Source organism: Pontiella sulfatireligans (genome assembly GCF_900890705.1).
In the GTDB taxonomy this organism is placed as follows: Bacteria; Verrucomicrobiota; Kiritimatiellia; order Kiritimatiellales; family Pontiellaceae; genus Pontiella; species Pontiella sulfatireligans.
Window position 1 is genome coordinate 360,726 of the sequence record NZ_CAAHFH010000003.1, and the last position, 21,933, is coordinate 382,658.

At 54.6% G+C, this 21,933-nt stretch carries 13 protein-coding genes; 11 read left to right on the top strand and 2 right to left on the bottom strand.

The window, feature by feature from the left end; genetic code table 11:
- Positions 1-95 precede the first annotated feature (95 nt).
- A complete protein-coding gene (locus tag SCARR_RS25945; protein ID WP_136065304.1) occupies positions 96-4,802 on the bottom strand; it encodes a CBM96 family carbohydrate-binding protein in 4,707 nt (1,568 codons plus the stop codon).
- 14 nt (positions 4,803-4,816) lie between these two features.
- Positions 4,817-8,407, bottom strand: a complete 3,591-nt coding sequence (locus tag SCARR_RS25950; RefSeq protein WP_136065306.1) for a CBM96 family carbohydrate-binding protein — start codon at positions 8,405-8,407, stop codon at positions 4,817-4,819.
- A gap of 163 nt (positions 8,408-8,570) precedes the next feature.
- Between SCARR_RS25950 and SCARR_RS25955 the strand changes: the two genes are divergently transcribed.
- The 11 genes from SCARR_RS25955 to SCARR_RS26005 all read left to right on the top strand — a co-directional run bounded on the left by SCARR_RS25955 (position 8,571) and on the right by SCARR_RS26005 (position 21,902).
- A complete protein-coding gene (locus SCARR_RS25955; protein ID WP_136065308.1) occupies positions 8,571-10,163 on the top strand; it encodes a sulfatase family protein in 1,593 nt (530 codons plus the stop codon).
- Positions 10,164-10,474: 311 nt separating this feature from the next.
- Complete coding sequence (locus SCARR_RS25960; RefSeq protein ID WP_168433628.1) at positions 10,475-12,616, top strand: right-handed parallel beta-helix repeat-containing protein; 2,142 nt, start codon at positions 10,475-10,477, stop codon at positions 12,614-12,616.
- 137 nt (positions 12,617-12,753) lie between these two features.
- A complete protein-coding gene (locus tag SCARR_RS25965) occupies positions 12,754-14,256 on the top strand; it encodes an alpha-L-fucosidase (protein ID WP_136065312.1) in 1,503 nt (500 codons plus the stop codon).
- An 86-nt stretch (positions 14,257-14,342) separates the two neighbouring features.
- Positions 14,343-15,809 carry a sulfatase-like hydrolase/transferase gene (locus tag SCARR_RS25970; protein WP_136065314.1) on the top strand — a complete coding sequence of 489 codons (1,467 nt, stop codon included), beginning with the start codon at positions 14,343-14,345 and terminating at the stop codon, positions 15,807-15,809.
- Between the two features lie 397 nt (positions 15,810-16,206).
- On the top strand, positions 16,207-16,398 hold the full coding sequence (locus SCARR_RS25975) for a hypothetical protein (RefSeq protein WP_136065316.1): 192 nt from the start codon (positions 16,207-16,209) through the stop codon (positions 16,396-16,398).
- A 60-nt stretch (positions 16,399-16,458) separates the two neighbouring features.
- A complete protein-coding gene (locus SCARR_RS29640) occupies positions 16,459-16,758 on the top strand; it encodes a helix-turn-helix domain-containing protein (RefSeq protein ID WP_136065318.1) in 300 nt (99 codons plus the stop codon).
- Between the two features lie 68 nt (positions 16,759-16,826).
- A complete protein-coding gene (locus SCARR_RS25985; protein WP_136065320.1) occupies positions 16,827-17,519 on the top strand; it encodes a transposase in 693 nt (230 codons plus the stop codon).
- A 69-nt stretch (positions 17,520-17,588) separates the two neighbouring features.
- A protein-coding gene (locus SCARR_RS25990) for an IS3 family transposase (RefSeq protein ID WP_407984904.1) occupies positions 17,589-18,709 on the top strand; the annotation gives its coding sequence in 2 pieces (ribosomal slippage) (positions 17,589-17,852 and positions 17,855-18,709; 1,119 coding nt in all).
- A 168-nt stretch (positions 18,710-18,877) separates the two neighbouring features.
- Entirely contained in the window at positions 18,878-19,747 is an 870-nt protein-coding gene (locus SCARR_RS25995) for a transposase (RefSeq protein WP_136065322.1), read from the top strand.
- A 191-nt stretch (positions 19,748-19,938) separates the two neighbouring features.
- Positions 19,939-21,327 (top strand): tyrosine-type recombinase/integrase, encoded by a 1,389-nt coding sequence (locus SCARR_RS26000; RefSeq protein WP_136065324.1) that lies wholly within the window; start codon positions 19,939-19,941, stop codon positions 21,325-21,327.
- Positions 21,324-21,902, top strand: coding sequence for a ribonuclease HepT family protein (locus tag SCARR_RS26005; protein WP_136065326.1), 579 nt, complete (start codon positions 21,324-21,326; stop codon positions 21,900-21,902). The genes SCARR_RS26000 and SCARR_RS26005 overlap by 4 nt, the downstream gene beginning before the upstream one ends.
- The last annotated feature ends 31 nt before the right edge of the window (positions 21,903-21,933 follow it).

Here is a 21,933-nt window from a genome sequence, read left to right on the forward strand (position 1 = left end):
GTTGTAGCACGCATAAGAACAGCACTCAACATCCATCTTGACAGACGAAACGGCCTGAATTTTATAAATATTGGTGCGGATATGACCGGCGCATACTACTCGATTGAAATGCGCAGGCGAATAAACTGGTTGGTTTCGAACTCGGTTGAGATACGGTTGGTGACGACTTCGAATCCGGTTTCGAGCGGGCCGGAACCGGCATCGATCACACCGCCTGTGTTCCAATCATTGGAAAGCAAGCTGGTGGTGGATTCGACCGTGTAGCCGAGTCCGCGCACTGCGGCATCGGTGCGGCGGCGATAGATGTATTCCATCCAGTTCGTCCCGCCCTCTTCGACTTTTCCAAAGGTTGGTAGAATGGCCGCATCAATACTTCCATTGGTTGGAATCCCGCCCAATCCGTATTCCGCCAGATTGACGAGTCCGTCGCCATCCGGGTCGGCCAGATAGTCGGCATCAGTGCTACTCAATCCATACTCGCTGCCCCACAATTCGTAAGGCGACTCAGCCCCCGCGGCTTCGGCGGCGGTGACGCGAATCTCGTCGAAATAGACATCGTCGCCGCCTCCGTTCGCATCGCACATGAAGCGGATCTTCATGTCGGCGTGGAAGTTATAGTCGAACTCATCAATGATCACTTCCTCAAACTGGAACACACTGTTGGTGAAATCAATCTCCGTCACATATTCGCGAACCGTTTGCCATTCGCTTCCGTCATAATATTGAACGAGGAAGCCGTCGGGACCGCCCGAGTCCATGCTGATTGGCATGAACCAGAATTCCACCTTGATCTGCTGATAGTCCGGCGCATGCACATCGATTCCTTCCGTGTGAAAGAACGAGGCCGCCTCTCCGCTAACCTGAACATTGACAGCGCTGACTCCCTGATGCGCATAGTTTGTGAGCGGATCCGTCGAGGTATACAGCATGCAGTCCAAACCACCATCGGTATAACTGCCGAAACCGTCTTCGAAATCATCGTAGGTCAGTTCAACCCAGTTGAACGAGCCCGCTTCGAGCGGAGACGCGTTGACGTAGGTTGAGCCGGAGGAAAACCGTCCAAATTGATCAAGCGCCCGCACTTTGTAATAGTAGGTCACACCAAGCTGGACATCTGTATCGGTATACGACGGCGTGGTGACAACGATCGGATTCAACTGAACAAAATCATCGTCGAGATAGTCGGTCCGATAAATGTAGTAACCAACAACGAAAGGTTCTTCATTGGCATCCCACTTGAGGTTGATCTGATTTTCCCGTCCCGCTGCGACAAGGTTCTGCGGAGCAACGGGCGGATAGCCCATTTCCTCCTCGGTGATCTGATACTCGATTTCAAGCACGGGAGGATATGCGCTTTCGCGGCTGAGCACGGAACGGCGGCTGTCGCCGGGGTCGCGGATGAGGCCGAAGGAAACCAATCCGTCGGCAGTTACGCCGCCACTGACATCGAACGCCTGCCACGTCCCGCCAACGACATCCTGCCGATCGAGCAAAACACCATCGATGTCCGGTTTTGTGTTCCAGGTCATTGTCATCTCATTCCACGAGGTATCGGTCATGGTGAGGATGCCCACATTGCCCGCCGTTGCGCCATCGGTGTTGCGTATGTTCAGGGTTGCGGAAACCACCGGGTTGGTTACATCGACATCAAACCTCATATATCCGTGGCGCACATAGGTCAGGTCCACGTAGCTCGCCATGGCAATGGTTTCAGACGCTCCGAAATTCGCATCCGGAGTCTCCATGGCAACATAGGTATCGCCATCGGGAACCAGTCGCTTGTAGGCAAGGAAAACCGGTTCACCGGGAACAAAGCTCCACTCGGCTCCGGTAACCGTTCCCGTTGCCGTGACAGTATCAACCCTCCAGTAATAACGTTGATCAGCCAGCAGTTCGCCCGGATCAAAAATATTGTTCGTCTGGTTGGTCAGGAACGCAAGGCTGCCGGAATTGGTGCCGAAATGGACATTATGCGAAACAGAGTCGCGCCCCTCGAGCCACATCAGGTCAGCGTCCGGCTTAACGGTGGTGGAACCGTCGGGCGGAACCGGCGTGCTCGCCTCCGCCGACTGATAACCCGGAATCCAATAATGAGTATCGCCATATTCATACGCGCCAATGTCAGGGGCGCTGCCGAGATAGCCTTCGGTGATGTCGGCCAGAACGGTGGCCTGCGGCGGCATCGGGGTGATCAAGTCGGTCACCACAACCCCGGCGTCGATCAAGACAGAGCCCTCCTTCGGCCGGAAGTCCAGATTGGCCGGGTCGCGCAATTGTTTATCCGCCGTATCGCCGGGCGTCGTGTGCAGATAACCGTTCCAGTTTCCCGCCTCATGCCCGTTCAGGGGCACATACCCGCTGCGCGCGCCAGAAATACTTTCGGCCAGATTATTGTAAGTGTGGCTGTTGGCGTTTCGCTCCTCCAAGGGAACCGACTCGTTGTCGTCGAGCACGCGCATCGCGTTGTCGACCGGATCGTGCAACTGAAAGCTCGTGTTGTTATGCGTCTGATGATAGTCGCCCTTGATCATCAACGAACTCGGAACATTCCACGAAACCACATGATCGTTCCACCCATTATACCCATCGAACCCATCCCAGCGGAACCCGCTCTTCATGGCCTGGTGATGCCAGTTATGGTGGCGGCGCAACCCATCGCTCGGCCCGCCCCATCCGTCGCCGCCGGCGCACTGCCATGCACTGCCATCCATCTGGAAATAACCAAACCAGGAGGCCCGCGAATATTCCACATCCGCCCCCGAATGCTTCGACATCACCTTGGAGCCATTCGTGTGGAAGGTGTTGCGGCGCTGCACGCTCTCCGGGCTGGAGTTCATATTGAGTATATAGGACGCCATGCCCGTAAAACTCCAGTGGTGGAAGAGGTTGTTGTCAACCACGTTGCCATAGCCGTTGTACATATCCACAAGACCATCCGAATATTCAAAGATGCAATTTCTGAGGGTATTGTACGATCCGCCAGAGTTGCCTTGAAAAAAGGTTCCGCCCTCGCCCATCGGTTCCGGGCGGGCCGATAGCGGGGCGCCCGCCATATTATAGGTATGTTCGCTAAGCATGCGCCGAAACCAGGTCGGATACGAAAACTTACAATCGTCGATGGTGATGTATTCACTGTCCATGATGTCCACGGTGGAAGCGAAGAAATCAATATTTTCGATCGAGACATATTGACTGTCGCGCATCGTGATGCCGTAGGAGATCGTCTTGCCGAAGAGATTCAGGTTGTTGGGATCCAATCCATCCAACGGCCAGAAATAGACCAGGCCACTGTCCATGTCGTAATACCACTCGCCCGGAATATCCAGCGCATTGAGGTGCTCAATCAGGAACGGGCCGGATCCCTTGTCGTACGGGTTCACGACCGGTTCGTGAACCAGCACATTGCTTCCCGCCTCATGGGTTAGGATATTCCTCGAAAACTGCGATTCTGAATGGAAGTTCAGAACAATCGATCCGCCCGCAAAACTGACGCCCTCGCCGGCCAGGTCGTGCGCCGCCGCATTGTTGGTCAAAATCCCGGCGGCATTCCACGAGCTGTCCATATCGCCCCACGTGCCGATGTCCCACCAGGTACCTTCAACCGGCGTGCAATCGTCGTCCTGAAGCTGGATGGGATCGCACGGATGCCCAACCGTCACATTCGGCCAGCGAGCCACCACCTGCATGCGATCGTCCACAAACAGCTGCCAGATATCCTGCTCCACGGACGTCACCCAAACCGAATGGCCGTTCAGGTTAGTGGGCGTCCAGGTTCCAAGGATTGGAATCGTTCCATCAATCACCGGCTGCTCTCCGGGATAGTTCCGGATGCAGAAAGATCCCTCCTCCAACCCCACTGCAGTGTCGATGGATACCTCTTCATGATAGCGCCCGCCGCGCACATAAACCGTGCTGCCCGGGGACATCGTGTCCACGGCATGCTGAATCGACGCGAAAGGAGCTTCAAGGCTTCCGCTGGCGGAGTCGCTCCCGTTCGTCGCCACATAATAATCGCCCACTGGCAGTAACCCGGGGGTCACATCGGCATAGCTGGTTCCAATCCGGATTTCGTCGTACCCGGGGCCGCGGTTGGATTCGATGGTTAGCGTATCCAGGACCGTCTCATCCAAATCGGCTTGAACGGTTGCTCCGGGCACTCCGGGAAGAACGAGGTCGGTTCCCACCGAATAGAGCGACAGCACATCTTCTCCGGAACCGCCGCTGTTGAAGGAAATTTTACCGACAATAAACTGCGAAATATCGACGCCGGTCAGCAGCAGGGAGGTTCCGTCCAGCCTGGCTCCCGCATTATTCCATACCGCCGCCACCAGATTGATATTATCCGAATTGACGAACCCGAAGCCGGCGTTGCCGTCGACCGTATTGTCCGGCGCACTTCCGTCTTCAGCCAGAGCACTCCCGGCAATGGCAAAGCCTTCATTTTGCGACGGCCGGATGATCACACTGAACCACAACTCGGGCGCGGCATCCAAATCCCCCGAAAGCGGGCGGGCCAGATATTCCGTTCCACCGGTGCTCGTGCGTTTCAGCCGGTTGCCGGCAATGCCCAGGCCGCCCCATGAATCGCCACCCGAAACTATACTGAAGTTGGCATCTCCGGTATCGGGCTGGCTGTTAACCCATGCACTGCCGAAGCCGCTTCCGCCATTCAGTCCCTCGACCTGATCCGGCCCCGTTGTCGCGACATAATCAAACCCTTCGTAAGCAAGCAAAACCGCCTTCACCTGAACCGCGAACGGTCCTGCAAACAAAACCAAAGCAATCAGCATAGCTTTTTTCATGAATACTCCTTGCCCTACGGGATGCTTACTTCGACCCGGTAGAAGCTTTCCTGTTCAGTTGCCGGCAGCGGTAAATCGACCGTGTGTCCAGTCCCTGGAACCAGGTTGGTTGCGGTGTTCCAAACATTGGAAACCAGGTTTTCAGACATCTCAACCGCATAGTTCCGGTTGGTCGAGGTCAGGAACGACAGCGCAAATTCCACCGTATTGGTCGGACTCCCCGAAACCGCAAAGACGGAGTTCGAATTGGTTGGATCCGTGTCGGCGACATATTCTCCAAAATTGTCGACGCCGTCGAGATCGGCATCGGTGTTGTCGACGATGTGTCCAAAGTAGTCCGTTTCCCACCAGTCGGGAATATTGTTGGTGTTCAGATCGGCCGTGTCGGAAATATAGCTCACCGCGAGGTATGGGACGCTGCCCGACTCCTTGGAATACCAGTCGAGCGCATCCGTGATCGGCGAGGACATCCCCACCGTCCAAACGCCCTTGTTGGTGATCCAGCTTGTCGTGTCGAACTCGACCCACTCATCGGCAACCCTGTGTTCCACCGTATCGATGGCCGGACCGCGCACAGGGGCATTGATTCCCACGATGGTTCCTTCCGCCCAATCGTTGCTGCTCACGCTGTGCATCAGTGCATTGGTGATGTACTCCGTTGTGCGGATGAAAACGCGGGCCGAATCAAACAATGCGTCATCCAAATCGCCGGTATCGAATTTCAGGTAGCCAAAGCGGGTGGTTCCGCGAATCTTGATGATGGTTTCAGCCCCATGGTTGACCGTATCGTTGACAGGAACCTGCACCCACGAGTCGTCGGAGACCGGAATATGCACCACGGCGACCTTGGAGGATGGATCAACAACCGTATCCGTCATAAAGCTGCTCACCGTCGGTGCCCAGTTGGTGCCATGCGCATTGGCCGCCTGGCAGCGGTAGTTGTAGAGCGTGTCGCTGGAGAGGATCAAGAGATTCGTCGAGAAGCTGTTCGCTTGAATCCCCATGCCAATAATATTGGTTGCTCCGCCGTCGGCCCACCAATGAATACTCACCTCGGAATCCGACGCTCCATTCGTGATCTGTCCGCCAATCGTTGCCGAGTTAGTCGTTATGTTTTCGGCGGGGGAGTTTATGACTTCCGGCGGAATGGCCAACGAAATCGTGGTGAAGGTTTCAACCGGGGCGGCCCAGCTGGAGCCATAGCTGTTTTCCGCATAGCAGCGGTAGTTATGGAGCGTGCCGCTCGGAAGCCCGGAAAGAGGCAGGGCAAAGGTGTAGGACTGCGCGCCCATATCAACCACGTTGGTTGCTCCGCCGTCGCTCCACCAGTGGATCCAGACCCTGGAACCCGTACCGCCATCGGTGATCTGCCCGCCGAGGATCGCCGAGTTGGTTGACACATTTTCCGCCGCTGTATTGACGATGCCGGGCGCCTGCACCGTCGCGCTGGCAGGCGTGAACGACCAGACTTCGCCGGTCACGGTGCCGGTCGGAGTAACGGAATCGATGCGCCAGTAGTAGGGCTGCGCAAACAGGCCGAGCGGATCATAAATATTGTTTCCCACATTCGCCTTAAACTCCGGCGAGGCGGGTGTGGCATTCGCCACGGAATTAGAATCAGTGCCCAGATAGACCTCGCTCGAAGTGGCGTCCAGGGCAGGCTGCCAAATCAGCGAGGCGGAACCCTTGGCATCGGTCGTGCCTTCCGGGGGAATCGGCATGGAAGCCGCCGCCGCCTTGTGGCCCGCAATCCAGAAATTGGACGCCCCATATTCATAGGCGCCGATGTCCGGCGCATCACCGACATAGCCATCGGTCACGCCCGGATAAACAACACCGGCATCGACAATGTCGGCCCCGGGGATTGGACGGTAGTCAAGGTTGTCGGGATCGCGCAGCTGGGTGCGTATATCCATACCGAGGTCATATCCATCCCAATTATGATCGTAAATTCCCGGAACGGGGGATCCGTCTGTCGTTGTCCCCGCAATCTGGCGGGCAAAATTGTTGCGCGTAATCGTGTTGGTATTGGCTGGCATCGGCAGATCCCCATACGGGGCGGACTCCACCACAATCTCCGGCCGGGCCGAGCTGTAGATCCCGGAGTTGTTGATGATCTCGTTGTTCTCGTGGTTGCCGATGAAAACGGTGGAATTCATGTTCGGCCCCCAACCGACCGAATGATGAACCCGGCCGCCGATTCCGCCGGAGCCGTCGAAGCGAATGCCCAGGCGAGACCAGTCGTGTACCCAGTTCCAGCCAATGTTAGCGTCAGTTTGTTTAGCAACCAACACCTGCACCATGGCACCGTCGTGCTGCTTGTAGCCTCCGTTGTAGAAATTATTGTATTCTGTCGTTCCCACATTGCCCTGCAACAGCCCGACCGATGCTCCGAAACTATGCAGCGTATTGTGCCGGAAGGTAACGCGGTCTCCGCTAATGTTGAGTGCTGGCATCACGGACGGAAGCTCGGAGCAGCTGTAGTCGATGTGGTGGAAATAGCAGTTTTCAATCGTGCTGTCATCACCGCTCACCGAGATACCATGTCCGTCCGTATAGGCGAACGTGCAATTGTAGACCTCGGCGAAATCGCTGTTCACCTGGGTCGTCTGGGGCGTCTCAATGATGCGTAACATACGGCGGGTGCAGCTCGGATAAGTCAGTTCTCCATTTTCAACCCGTGCACGCAGGCAACCGTCCAGATTAAAGGTGCCTGCAAAAAAATCGATTCCGGAGACTAGCAGGTCATCACAATCAGTGGCGGTAAAGCAGTAGGTCGTTTTCTTGCCCTTGATTTCCAGTGCCGCCGGATTTCCGCCGCCGGGGACCCAAACATATAGGTTTGATGTGGCCGTATCGAAAAACCATTCATTTTCAGCGTCGAGCAGCTCCAGCTTGCCCACAACAAAATAATAATGCTCCTTGTCCTTATATCCCCCGGAAGAGACGGGCGCGTGCGTAAACATATTGGATCCGGGCACGTGCGAATCAACCACCCGCGTCCATGTCCTGAAGCTGCCCACATTAAGCACGGCAATCGCATTGCTAATGTTGAGTCCCGATGCGGCCAGATCAATGTCGCTATGCGGCTTGTCATAGAAAACACCATTGCTGTTGGTGGGCGCTACGGAATTTCGAGGGGCTCGCCCCTCCCCCCAATGGTCGGATTCCCACTGTTCCCAGAAATCAATGTTCGGATCGGCATTCGGCCAGCGTGCCGGAATCATCATTTCACCGTCAGCGAACAGCTGCCAAATAGCTGCAGTCAACGTGGTCTTGTAAATGTTTCCAGAATGCGGCGTCCAGTTGTTCGTAATCGCAGCGGAGCCATCAAGAATCACGGTTTCATCGTTGTAGGCAAAAAAGGTCAGGTCATCCGTATTGGAAACCGTGATCTCCTCGTGGTAGCGCCCACCTCGGATGAAGCAGCTGTCGCCTGCTCCCATTTGCGTTACAGCAAAGGAAATGGTTGCAAACGGCGCACCCATCGCCCCGCCCGAAGGATCATTCGTTCCGGTTGTCGAAACATAATAATCCGTAGCCTGTGCCGACAAAACACTGCTTCCGAGCAGAATGCTGCCCATGGTACTCATCAACTTCATCATGACCCCTCTTGTTGGCATAGAAACGTTACTGTGTAGGTGTAAATCCCAACCAAAGTCGACATTTTGACGTTTTTTAACAAACCGTTTGAAAAAAGGATCAAATTCACAACGTGTTGCGGTATTTCATTTTTTGACTGATTTAATAAAACCAAGGATCCCTTTTATGACAAACCGTAGAAACATTGCAGGCGTATTGGCCGTTTGCTCGATTTTCAGTGCAAGCTTCGCAATAGCAGAGCGCCCGAACATCCTGTTCATTGTTTCCGATGACCAGTGGCGTTCGGAATTCAATTTTTTACACGAAGGCCAGGACAAGAAGGGAAATCCGCTCAACCTGACGCCAACCATCGACCGCCTCTCTAACGAGGGCATCATCCTAGATCGTATGTATGCCACCTCAACCGTTTGCACCCCCAGCCGCTACAGCGTGCTGACTGGCGAATATCCGAGCCGCAGCACGGACAAGGGCTTCCTCAACGACATGAAGGAATACGGCAACCAGCCTAACCCGCACTTCAACGTTCATGTCACACCGGGCAAAGCGAACATGGGCAGCGTGCTCAAAGCCAATGGTTATTTCACGGGCTTTTCCGGTAAAAACCATGTACTGCACGACGAGGCAATCAAGACGCTGAGCATAAAGGAATTCCGTGATGCGGATCCATTCGATGCCAAAACGCAGGCCTTTCTTCAGGAAAAGCAGGCCCTCGAAGTACAAAGCGTGCTGAACAATGGATTTGATTATGCGGCCAGCATTTATGCCGGCAATGTACCCGGTCATATGCCTATCAAAATGGAAGCACACAACATGGACTGGATCACTAAGGGCGGACTCGACTTCCTTGATCTGGCAGCAAAACAGGACAAGCCGTTCTACCTGCACTTCTGCACGACGCTTAACCATGGCCCGGGCCCAGCCGGACATAAATATTCAGCGAATCCCAGCTTCACGCCTGCTGGCGTGCTGGAAAAGGCGCTGAACGTTCAACCGGGCAGAGACACCATTCCTAAAAGGCTCGAAGCCGCAGGCATTGATGTCATCGGGGATCACGCCGATGCGCTCTGGCTCGACGATGGCATCAATGCCATCGTTTCTAAACTTGAAGCCATGGGCGAGCTCGACAACACCATCATCTTTTTCTTCGTCGATAACGGCATGGAGGCCAAGGGAGCGCTCTACGAAGGCGGCGCGCTTGTTCCGGCATTTGTTTGGGCAAAAGATCTAAAGGGCGGCCGCCGCTCGGAGCAGCTACTCGGTAATATTGATTTTGCTCCCACCGTATACGAACTGTGCGGCATTCCATCGGCCAGTTATCCAATGATGGATGGCAAAAGTTTTATCGATATTCTAAGAGGCAAAGAAACGTCTAACCGCGAGGACATTCATCTGCAGATCGGCTCCACGCGCGCCGTGATCAAAGACGGATTTAAATATATAGCATGGCGTGTGCATCCCGAGCGCGAAGCCAACCTTGATCTTCCAACGTCTGGACCTCCCAAGTCGCTCTACCACATTGCCTCTACCCGCGGTGGCCGCGGCCTTGAAAAGAAGATCCCGAAAAACTATGCCGCCTATTGGGATGTCGACCAACTCTACGATCTCTCCAAAGATCCGAATGAGCAGAATAATCTGGCCAACCATCCGGAGTATGCTCAAAAACTGCAGCAACTGAAAAAACAGTTGGCGGAACAGCTCGCCAATCAACCCGGTACTTTTGCAGAGTTCAAATCATCGGATCAGCCGTCGGGAAAATAATCGTCCGATAACCATATAAATGAAGCTCCTCGGGGCAAGCCCGCGAGGTATCAAGTTGTTTTCTGTTTTAGTATGTACGACGCAAGCGTCGGGGAATTAGACCCACCTTTGATTAAAATCAAACTTTCGGCGAATACGGGTGTTAAATATTTATGATGAACTACATATCTCGTTTGCTTAGCATTTTTATCCTTTCATGCTCTGTATCCGCGCAGGGTGCCGAATTTTTCGTTTCACCCACTGAGGGAAACGACCGGAATAATGGAAGCCAAACAAGCCCGTTTAAAACCATTGAACAGGCTGCTCAGGCCATGACCCCCGGTGATACATGCTGGTTGCGCAACGGGCGTTATCAGTGCGAATCCGTACTTAAAGGCATCCGGGGCACAGCGGACATGCCCATGATATTCAAACCCTTCCCCGGCGAACGCGCCGTCATGGACGGCACTCGCCAGCTCCCGTCCAAATGGACACCGTGGAAAAATAACATCTATAAAATGAAGCTCAACGAACCGGTCTGGCAGCTTTTTTCGGGCAGCAGCCTTATTTATGTGGCTCGTTGGCCCAACGCCTCGTTCGAGGATGGATCGATCTGGCGCATGGAGCAGAGCATGCGCTTCACCGATCGAACGTTTAAAAAAGGGGCATATCTGGGAAAAACCACCGACGGCGTGATCTGCGACCGGAATCCGGAATCACACGATGGCGACTCGGGCGATGAGGGTGCTGTCCGACTGAATGTCCGCAGCGACATCAACCAAACCACGCTCGCCGAAACGGGTATCGATTTCACCGATGCCATCGCTGTTCTGAATATCGGCCACTGGCTGACCTGGGCCCGCCCGATCACAAAGCATAAGGCCGGCGATGACTGGTTTAAATACGATGCAGGCGGCACCCGTATGTCCAAGTATGTCGCCTACTACATTCTCGGGCTTCCCGCGCTCGACCGTCCCAATGAATGGTGGTACGACGCCAGCACCAAAACCATCTACCTCCGTGCAGCGGGCGATCAGAATCCCAACAAGCTTCCAATCTCTGGAAAGGTACGCGACTTCAGCCTGCGACTGATCGACTGTTCGCATCTCGTTTTCCAAGGAGTGGAATTTTTCGGCAGCACCTTTTCCATGAACGAGTGCGACCATGTGGTGATTGAAGATGGAAGCCTGACCTATCCCTCCACACACAAATTCATGCTCGGCGACTTCAGTTGGTTTCATGAAACCAACTCCGATATGGCAACGGACAAAAACAACCGCCGGAAATCCGGAAAGAACTTCATGACGCATATCGTAAACGAGGGTGACGGCCCCTTTGGAAACGTGCTGCGCAACTGTGAAATCGCCTTCCCGAACTCTCCTGCCATCAATCTCGACAGCCCGGGCAGCATCATTGAAAACTGCTACATCCACGACATCGAGTGGGACGTGAATTCCGGTGGAGGGAGTGGATCCGTGCCCGGAGGAAAAGGCGCCATTATCCGCCGTAACACCGTGCATTCCGGCGGAAACTCCGAAGGGATCCGACCCGGTACAGGATCGATCGTCGAATACAACCGGTTGTGGAATATGGGCAATCTCCAGCATGACGGCTCCGCCATTAATATCGGAACCGGCGCGCAGACCGGCACCACGGTTCGCTACAACTGGGTGCACGATACCAATCGCCAGGGCATCCGTTTCGACTCCACCACATCGCGCATGGGCTCCGGCGGCAGTGTTCATAACAATGTGATTTTCAACCTCGATTCCGGCGGCAGCAAGTTCAAGGGCGATCACCATCTGCTATTCAACAATACGTTCCACGACAGCTTTTTCGCCCTGCCCAATGGCTACGGCAACACACCTCCTCACAACCAAAACACCTTAGCCTGCAACACGCTCGCCGACATCATGGTGGCCTGGAACACCAAAAACCCCAACGAGGAAATCAATGCGCAGCTTGAAAACAACATCACGGGCGAAGGTGTAGTAAGCGAAAATCTGCGCGATCCCGCCAACCTCGACTTCCGCCCCAAACCCGGCTCAGAAATCATCGATGCCGGCTTCGTCTTGACCAACGCCGATAAACCCACGGAAACCATCACCGTCGAATTCCCTCCAACCCTTGGAAACGCGCCCGACATCGGCGCCTATGAATCCGGCGATTCCACCTACTGGATACCGGGTCGCAAAGAAGCTGCAGCTTCATCCCCCGTTCCTCCGGACGGCGCGACAAACGTAAAGAAGAATGCCGACCTCATGTTCCTTGGTGCGTATAAGGCCGATAAATACATCGTCAACTTCATGAACACGGCGAAGGACCATAAAGGCAAAGTAGAATTATCCAATGCAAACATCGTGCATCCGGATGCACTGCGTGCAGGCCAAACCTATACCTGGCGCGTCGATGCCGTTTTGCTGGATGGATCAGTCGTCGAAGGCGACCTTTGGAATTTTACCGTTGAAAAATGATACTTCATTGCAACACGAATTATTCAACGAACAGCTGTTTTCAAATTTTATTTCAGGGAAACGTATAAAATGACCCTGCATGCGGAGTCTTTATATATGAGGACTATGAATTTTATCCCATTAGAACAGGAGAGAGCATGAAAACTGGATTTATCAGCTTAACCGCAGCGAGTATCGGAGCCCTTCTTTGTTCCACCGCCACGGCAGAAGAAACGCCCAAGTTTGTAAATACCGTCGAATCATTGCAGCAGTACGAATGCGCGGATTGGTTCCGCGACGCCAAATTTGGCATCTATCTGCATTGGGGCGCCTATTCCGTTGCAGAGCAGGGTGAATGGTATGCACGCAAGCTGTACGACGAAACCACGCCCGAATATGCCCATCATATAAAAACCTATGGCCATCCTTCCGAATTCGGCTATGCCGACTTTATACCAATGTGGAAGGCCGAGAACTTTGATCCCGATGCCCTGCTCGCACTCTTCAAGCGCTCCGGCGCCAAATATTTCACGCCCTGCGCCGTGCACCACGATAACTTCGACCTGTGGGACTCCAAATACCAGGAATGGAACGCGGTCAACATGGGGCCGAAAAAAGACCTTATCCGCTTATGGAAGAATGCCACCCATAAAGCCGGCCTGCGCTTCGGCGTGACCACCCACCTATCGCGCTCCTACAGCTGGCTCAACACCGCGAACCAGTCCGACACCAAGGGACCGAAAAAAGGCGTCCCCTACGATGGAGCGCAAGGTAAGGCCAAAGGACTCTATCCATCCAACGACGGACAAAGCACGCATCCGCGCGCACCCTACGATGCTCCGGCGGAATGGCGCAACCTCTGGGCCAAGCGCGTCAAGCAGCTCATCGACGATTATGAACCAGACACCCTCTATTTCGACTGCGCCGTGCCCTTCCGCGGCAGCGACGCAGGAAAAACCGGCATGGATGTCATCGCCCACTTTTACAACCAGCGCCCCGAAGGCGTCATGGCCATCAAAGAACGTCCATGGCAGGGCCTCTACGCCGACGGCATCGCCACCCTCGACTACGAGCGTGGCAAAGCCGCCTCGATTCTTGATAAGCCATGGCAGACCGACGACTCGATCGGCTCCTGGGGCTACAACCCGGCCAAGCCCTACATGAAGCCCGGCCTCGTGGTCGACAAGATCATCGACATTGTCTCCAAGAACGGCAACATGCTGCTCAACATTCCGATCAAGGCCGACGGCACACTGGACAAAGAAGCCACCGACCTGTTGAACAACGTCGGCGAATGGTTCGACGTCAACGGCGAAGCCATCTACGGCACCCGCCCGTGGTATATGTTCGGCGAAGGCAAAGGAGAGATCGGCGCGCACGACCTCGAATCGGCGCTGACGTCACGCGATATCCGCTACGTAACCAAAGGCGACACCCTTTATGCTTTCGTCATGGATTGGCCCAATGCCAAGAAAAAACCGGTTGTACTCGAAAACATCACCGCCATGAACACCCGCGTCGCCGAAGTGGTTTCCGTGGAACTGCTCGGACATGACGGCAAACTCGACTGGGAAAGCAGTGGGGACGGGCTCCAGATCTGGTTCCCGAAAGAAAAACCCTGCGAGCATGCATACGCACTCAAAATTGGATTTAAAAAATAATCCTCTCCCCCATGCCATTCCGGCAGTTCCAATCTCTGGAAACATCCAGAGATTGGAGAGTTTTTCGAAACACCAAGGAGCGCCTCATGCTGAAACATCTCTTCGCAATCGCCATTTTGGGATCACTGACAACGGTTCATGCCAAATCCGATAAGCCTAACATCCTCTTTATCTTCGCGGACGACATGTCATACGAAACCATCGGGGCATACGGCCTGCTCGATATCGACACCCCACACCTCGACAAGATGGTCGAAGCCGGAACAACCTTTACCCACGCCTACAACATGGGTGCATACAACGGCGCCGTTTGCGTGGCAAGCCGAGCCATGCTCAACACCGGGCGCTTTGTCTGGAACACCTATGCCCACGACACCGGCCCTAAAATGAAAAAGGAAGTCCAAGACAGGCGCATGTGGTCGCAGCTAATGAATAAAGCCGGCTACCGCACCTATATGACCGGCAAGTGGCACGTGAAAGCCAAACCGGAAGACATCTTCGATGTTGCGGTACACGAACGCCCCGGCATGCCCAACCAGACGCCGGAAGGCTACAACCGTCCCGTTGATGAAGAAGATTACAAAAACGGATGGAAACCCTGGGAAACCAAATATGAAGGCTTCTGGAAAGGCGGCAAACATTGGAGCGAAGTCGTTGCCGACGACAGCATTGATTTCCTGAACGATGCCAAAACCCACGACGAGCCCTTCTTCATGTATCTGGCCTTTAACGCTGCCCACGACCCGCGGCAGGCCCCGAAGGAATACGTCGACCGCTATCCGCTCGACCGCGTCAAGCTGCCAGAAAACTTTGTTCCGAAATATAAATATCAGGACGAGATCGGTTGCGGTGAAGAACTGCGCGATGCACGCCTCGCCCCGTTCCCTCGCACCGAATATTCCGTGAAGGTCAACCGGCAGGAATACTTTGCCCTCATCACCCACATGGACGACCAGATTGGCCGCATCCTCAAAGCCCTCGAAGAAACCGGCCAGGCCGACAACACCTACATTGTCTTCACCGCCGACCACGGCCTGGCCATCGGTCACCACGGCTTGATCGGCAAGCAGAATATGTACGACCACAGTGTCCGGGTCCCGTTCATGGTCGTTGGCCCCAACGTCAAAAAGGGCGAAAAGAATAATGCGCCGATCTATCTGCAGGACATCATGCCCACCGCGCTCGACCTCGCCGGCGCTCCAATCCCGGACGATGTAGAATTCAAAAGCCTATTGCCCATGCTCAACGGCAAAAAGAAACACTACGACTCCATCTACGGCGCGTATAAAGGGCAGCAACGCATGATCTGCAAAGACGACTGGAAATTCATCCACTACCCCACCGCCAATGCCAACCGCCTCTACAACATGAATGCCGATCCTTTCGAACAGAACGACCTGGCCATGAACCCGGAATACGCCGCAAAGGTTAAAGAGCTGAAAACCGACCTGTTGGAACTCAGCGCCGATCTCAGCGACCCGCTTGACTACAACAATCCCGCCGAAAGCTGGAAAAAAGCCACTCCCTCCAAAAAACAGAAAACCACACATTAAATTAAGTTGGGCTCTCCATCAAAGAGGGGAGCGATGCCGATCCCTGACAGCCAAGGCGGCACTTGACCTTAAATACCGGTGCTTTGGTGGAGAGCCCGGCATTGATGCATTTCAGATGTACTTCAGGAGGTTTGACAGTTGGATCTGTTAGAAACAGAAGCTATCTATTTACAACATCGAATCAGATAACAATCCAACGATAACAGCATAAAAGGTAATGGTGCCGGAGGTGGGACTCGAACCCACACAGATTTCTCCGCGGGATTTTGAATCCCGTGCAAATACATTTTTACTCACAACAGAAACCGACCATGAAATTCAAGCTCTCCATCAAAGACGGGGGCGAGGGCGATCCCTGACTGCTATGATAGCAGTTGGGTAAACAAAGGAGATCGCAATGCCCGAAAGAAAGATAGAGCTCATTGGTCCGGAGTTCAAGATTCATTCCGTGATCGGAAACAACCCGCAAATCATCGAGGCTGAGGACGTCGGACCGGTGTGTTGTCCGGCCTGCAACGGGACGGACCTGCAGACGAAGGACCGCATTCAACGGCGGCGCCATGCCAGTATAGGACGGAACAGAACCTAGTTGCATCTGGTGCTTCGCAAATATCAATGTCTGGGATGCGGACGGTATTTCAGACCGAGGATGCCTGGCATTCTGCCTTACAGGCGCAGCACTGAACACTTTCGCCGACAGGTGTATCTCGACCACCGCGACGGCATCTCCCGGGAACAGCTGCGCCGCAACTGCAGGATCGAAACGGCCACCGTTGAACGCTGGTTCCACGACCACCTCGATCCGGGTGTCCTTACGGTGTCCCTATTTCGGGGTAGCATGGATACTCTGGTGAAAACACGTTGGTACAGATGTAAACACAGGCAGAGAAGAGAAGCAGGCCAAAGCCTTGGCAAAACAGCGTATTTGCTAGCAGTCTGTCGGACTTAGCTTGCGAATAATATTTCAATATTCATGAGACTGTGCCAGTCTATGCCTGTCTTAACCAAAAGGAAGTGATGGCCACACGACTCAAGAACCTCGACCGCGACACCCCGATGCTGCTTCCGCCAGACCTGCGCGACTGGATTCCTCAGAAGCACATTGTGCATTTCCTGATCGATGCGGTGGACCGGCTTCCCGCTGGAGACTTCCGCGTCAACCTTCGGGGAACCGGCGACGAGCAGTATCCGCCGCGCATGATGCTGACTCTGCTGATCTATTGCTACGCCACGGGCCGCTTCTCCTCGCGCGGGATCGAGGATGCGACCTGGTCGGATGTCATCGTTCGCTACATCTGCGGCGGCAGCCTGCATCCCGATCATGACACGATCTGTGCCTTTCGCCGCACGAACCGCGAGCTGTTCGAAAAGGCTTTTGTACGGGTGCTGCTCATGGCGCAGGAAACCGCCGGTCTCAAAAAGGTCGGCACCGTGAGCGTCGATGGCACCAAGATCAAAGCCAGTGCCAGCAAGCATTCCGCTGTCAGCTACAAGCATGCCGGCGAGCAGGTCGAACTGCTGCGCAAGGAAGTCGAACAACTCGCCGCCAAAGCCGAGCAGGTCGATAACGTCCCGCTTGATGACGGGCTGAGCATCCCGGACGAAATCGTCCGGCGCGAAGACCGCATCAAGAGCCTGGAGCACGCCCGGGCAGTGATCAAGGCGCGCTACGAAGAGGAGCGCAAGCAAAAGCAGGCCGAGTGCGCTTAGCCCCGATTTCAGGACCACCGGCTTAAGTGGAATCTGCGTCCTTAAAATGATAAAAAAGGACGCATGGATATGGGAAGAAAACGTAGGACATTCACGGACAAGTTCAAGGCCAAAGTGGCTGTTGAAGCGATCAAGGGCATCAAGACTCTCAACGAGCTGGCTTCGGAATATCAGGTTCATCCGAACCAGATTTCGGACTGGAAGAAACAGTTGCTTTCAAATGCTCCAGATCTTTTTGCATCGGGAAAAAAGAAGCAGGCAAAAACTGAAGAGGAGCTGACGGCTCCACTTTACGAGGAAATCGGTCGACTGAAGATGGATGTGAAGTGGCTCGAAAAAAAGCTCTGAGCCTGCCGCTTTCAACACGTCGGAGCTGGGTGGCCCCCAGCCCCGATTATTCGGTTCGACGACAGTGTCGGCTGGCAGGCGTCCCGAGGTCGGGCCTCTACTATCAACCCGCACCGGAAACAGCGGAGAATCTCCGATTAATGCGACTCATTGATGAGCGATACCTGTTGCATCCTGAATATGGTTATCCACGCATGACGGACTGGCTTCGAGAAAAGGAAAATGAGGTCAGCTACAAGCGGGTGGCCCGTTTGATGCGGACGATGGGGCTTCAAGCTATTACCCCCGGGCCGCACACGAGCAAACCCGCGTCAGGGCATAAGATATACCCGTATTTATTACGTAACGTGGAGATTGAGCGAGTGAATCAGGTGTGGAGTACGGACATCACCTATATCCCAAGGCGTAACGGATATATGTATTTGGCTGCCGTGATCGACTGGCGCAGCCGCTATGTGCTGTCCTGGGAGCTTTCAAGCACAATGGATAGCCTGTTCTGTATCGATGCTCTTGAATGCGCTCTGCGGCAAGGAACGCCTGAGATATTCAACACGGATCAGGGGGCACAATTTACATCGAGCGGCTTCACGGGCGTATTACTCGACAAAGAGATCACCATCAGTATGGATGGGCGCGGACGGGCGCTGGATAACGTTTTCATCGAACGACTCTGGTGGTCCGTGAAATATGAAAAGATTTATCCTCAATCCTATAGCGACGGACATTCATTACACCAAGGGCTAAGCAGCTATTTTGAGTATTACAATAACGAGAGAAAGCACAGTGCTCTGGACAAGCGAACGCCCGTTGAGGTATTCAAGGAAGGAGCACTCAGCACATGATCGCAAGTGATGCCGTCGCTTCGCTCCGCCCTCGGCCCTCCGGGCCGCCCCTTCGGGGACGGGCTCCGCAAAGCGACGGCATCATAAAGGGGCGGCCTTATTGGCCGCCGGAACACGGAACAGGGAACCGCAGGTTCCACCTTAAATTCGCCGATCCGTGGTCGAAGATTGGGGGTAGGCGCAGAGTACGAAGAGAAGAAAACGGCCTTCGAGGAAAAGCGTAAAAACAAGAAACCGCGGGGAAAAGAACCTAAACCTCCATCCGCAGAGCCGCCGGATAAGAAGCAATACAATTTTACCGACCCCGAAAGCCGCATCATGAAGGCCGGCAACGGCAGCCACTTCGAACAGGCCTACAACGCGCAGGCCGCCGTAGACACCGAAACCTATCTCATCGTTGGTCAGCTCGTCACCGATGCGCCCAATGACAAAGAGCAGCTCAATCCTGTTCTCGCAAGCATTCCTGAGGAAGCGGCCACCCCGGAAAGCGTATTGACCGATACCGGCTACTACAGTGAGAAGGCCGTCAAAGACGCCGAAACCGGTGGCGGGCCGACGGTGTACAGCGCCATGGCCAAAGGCTCGCACCACGTCAGCGTTGCCGACCTCGAGAAGCAACCGCTGCCGACCCCTCCGCCACCTGGCGCACCCATCAAGGAACAGATGGCCTACCGTCTCAAGACCCCCGAAGGGAAGGCGCTCTACAAGCAGCGCAAGCAAACCGTCGAACCCGTTTTCGGGGTTATCAAGGAAGTGCTCGGCTTCCGCCGCTTCTCGATGAGGGGGAAGGAGAAAGCCGAAACCGAATGGAGCCTCGTCTGCCTCAGCTACAATCTAAAGAAAATATTCAAGCTCATGGTGGCGCGTGCCCCGAAACACCCGGCGGCAACCGCAAAACAGCACGCCAATGCACTGTCGGCACATTTTCGGGCGTATTTTCAGACATTTTCTTGCTTCGCCCGGCCTTTGCCTCTTTTACTTGATAAGTTCATGCCGGGATGTCGCCAGTGCGGGGTTCTAACTCCGACAGACTGCTAGGAAAAAGAGTGGTGCCCTGAACAGGATTCGAACCTGTGACCTACGCATTAGAAGAGCGTTTCATTATTGCATTTTAGCCAATGTTTACGGTGTTTTTCTGAATTCGTCCGTGGCTTAAGGTGGATTTATCTTGTTTATTCTCACCGCCTACGGCACGCTTCGGCACAGATCAAAGCAAAGGAGCGCACGCCATGGAAACCGAAGCAAAGACCAAAAAAGCAAAGACCCGAAGCGCACGGGGAACCGGGCGGCTTTACAAGCGAACCACGGACGGCAAGGAATTCCCGCCGGACAACAAGACGCCGGGCGTTTTCTGGATCCAATACACGCTCAACGGAAAGCGGCAACGGCACGCCCTGACCGGGAAGGACGGGAAGCCCATAACCGACCTTCGCCAAGCCGAAGCCGAACGCAAGCGGCTAACCGCACCCATGAGAGCGGGGAAACGGGAAGAGCAGCTTGAAGCCCTGACCGCCGCCCTTACACAGGCCACAAGTGAAACGGCGCAAGCCGTGGAAGATGCCGCGCCGGTTCTTCGCGTTGCCGAAGGATGGCAAGCATATCTATCCAGCCAAGACCGCCCCGACACAGGGGAGCGCACGCTTACTGATTATGCGGGCATTTGGCGCGGCTTCATGGATTGGCTAGGGGAGCACACAGAAAACATCCACAGCCTGCGGGATATAACGCCGCAAATCGCCGCCGCCTATGCGGGAAGCCTGACAAAGGGAGCAGCAAGCCCTAATACGTTCAACAAGCATACGAGCTTTTTAAAGCTATTCTTCCGCGTGCTGGGCGAGGAAGCCGGACTAAAGGCCAATCCGTTCGAGAAGATCCGCCGGAAGAGCATCAAGACGAACAGCCGCCGGGAATTGACCATTGCCGAACTAAAGGAGATTTTGACCAAGGCAACCGGCGAACTGCAAACCCTGCTTGCCCTCGGGACGTTCACCGGGCTGCGGCTTGGGGATTGCTGCACGCTCAAATGGGGCGAGGTCGATTTAGACCGGGGATTGATTCGCCGGATTCCCAATAAGACCGCCAAGAGCGGCAAGCCTGTCCTTGTCGGTATTCCCGCCGCCCTGTTCGATGTTCTGGCAACAACCCCACCGAGCCGCCGCAAGGGCTACGTGCTTCCCGACTATGCAGCCGCGTATACGCACGAGAGCGCAAAGAGCAAAGCCACCCGCCGCCCGGAGATCACAAAAGAGATTCAGGCGCACTTTGAAAACTGCGGCATAAAAACCCATAAGGCCGGAACGGGCGGAGATACCAAAAAACGCGCCGTGGTGGAAGTTGGGTTTCATAGCCTACGGCACACCTATGTTTCCCTTCACGCCGAAGCCGGAACCCCGCAAGCCATGATTCAAGGCAACGTCGGACACAGCAATCCCGCCATGACCCAGCACTATTTGCACGTGAACGAGGAAACCGCTTTCAAGACCGCACAGGTTTTACAGCTCGAAGATCCCAAGCCCGCAGCCCTGACCGTTCCCGATTGGATAGCCGAAAAACTGGAAGGCATGACCGCCAAAAACTGGAAGCAGATCAAAGCTGAAATCATGGAGGCCAAGGCATGACTACGAACGAGCGAAAAACCTTTGAAGTGAACACCCGCCTTGCTGGGCTGAAAGTTGATTTCCCCGCACTTTGGAGCGACTTTGAAAAGGTAGTGGCGAACAGCGTAAACACGACCCTGAAAAACCGAATGCACGCGACCGGTTGCGCGGCTCGTTTCGGGCGTCTTGAAAAAGCAATCCAAGCCCTTACCGAAAAAGATAGAAACGACTTACTCAACTATGCAGGCCAAAAGACCCGATCAAGGGAAACGATTGACGCCGTTCATATGGCACTACAGATCATTGAAGAGGCCGCCCGTTCATTAAGCGAATCCGCCCGAAACGAAAAAGGCCGCCCCGCTGTAAATGAGTGGCCCACAGAAGCCGCGTGCTACCTATTCAGAAAACACGTGCAGGAAAAATTTAAAGTCCCGAGCACGGGCGGACTTTGTTCCGACTTCTGCCAGATGTTTTTGAAGGCACTCGGGCAACCCTCCTACATTGGTCTAAAACAGCGCCTTGAAGCCATCCGCAAGCAGTCCAAAGACGAGCGGGAATTTGCCCGCGCATTCGTTGAAGACATCCTTTCCATGTAGTCAAGTTTCCTGATGGGATTTAAATCCCCGA